We start from the raw sequence: 1,052 nt of genomic DNA, 5'->3' as shown, positions 1-1,052 counted from the left end.
CGCCAGGGCACTCGCTTTCCTAAAGCTCGCCTCCATCCGCCTCATGATCAGAAGACTTTGTAATCCATCATAAAGTTACCGGACTGACTCTTAAACCTGTCGGCGAGCAAGCGTGTTGAGCTCGGCTCCAGCGAGATCGGTCCATCTCCTATCATCCCGTAGCAAGCGGTTGCTTTATTTTTTGGCGGGCGTTTGGGCGGGTAGTTCTCGGTATTTCATTCTAATATATTTATTTTATTGCATAATTTAGCGTCCGTTGACAAAGGTTGACTGGAGAATCCGGTTTTGATTCAAGGCTTCTTTTTGGAGGCAGCCTTGGGCGAACGTGTTGGTCTGACGGACGAGGAATGGGAACTGATCGGGCCTTTGCTGCCGCCTGAGCGCGGACGCGGGTGTCGGCCGGCACAAGACAACCGGCTCTACTTCGAAGGCATGATGTGGATGGCGCGCACGGGTGCGCAGTGGCGGCACCTGCCCGACGAATATGGCAAGTGGAACAGCGTGTTCCGCCGCTACCGGCGATGGGTCGAAACCGGCGTGTTCGATGCCATGCTGGAAAGTCTGGCGGAAATGGTCGAGCGAGATAGTACCGCCGACATGATCGACAGCACGATTGTCCGGGCGCATCACTGCGCAGCCGGCATAAAAAGGGGACTCAGCAGACGGAGGCGCTTGGTCGCTCGCGCGGCGGCTTCACCACCAAGCTGCATGCCCGCTGCGACGCCAAAGGCCGCCCGCTCGGCTTCGTCGTGACGGGCGGGGAAGCGCACGACATCAAAGGCTTCGCGCCGCTGCTGCGGATGATCGCCGATAAGATCGAAGCGCTTCTGGCCGACAAGGGCTACGATGCCGACGCCATTCGAGAGGAGTTGGCCAAGGCCGAGATCGAGGCCGTCATCCCGGCCAAGCGCAACCGCAAGGACCCCGCGCCACACGATGCCGAGAAATACAAGTGGCGAAACCTGATCGAGCGGCTGTTCAACAAGCTCAAGAACTGGCGCCGCGTCGCCACCAGATACGACAAGACAAAGGAGTCTTACCTCGGCTTCGTC

The 1,052-nt window shown here is 58.6% G+C and carries 1 protein-coding gene; it reads left to right on the top strand.

Annotated features, from left to right (window positions below; all coding sequences use genetic code 11):
• Window positions 1–315: 315 nt before the first annotated feature.
• Window positions 316–1,052, top strand: a protein-coding gene (locus ACH196_RS38105; RefSeq protein ID WP_396651988.1) for an IS5 family transposase whose coding sequence is annotated in 2 segments (ribosomal slippage) — window positions 316–642 and window positions 645–1,052 — 735 coding nt annotated over the 2 segments. Because the reading frame shifts where the segments join, the coding sequence is not laid out codon by codon here. This gene is flagged as partial in the annotation.

Origin of the sequence: Mesorhizobium sp. IMUNJ 23232 (genome assembly GCF_044326205.1) — a bacterium.
Taxonomy (GTDB): domain Bacteria; phylum Pseudomonadota; class Alphaproteobacteria; order Rhizobiales; family Rhizobiaceae; genus Kumtagia.
The sequence above is the reverse complement of the archived record's forward strand: the minus strand, read 5'-3'. Positions and strand labels throughout refer to the sequence as shown.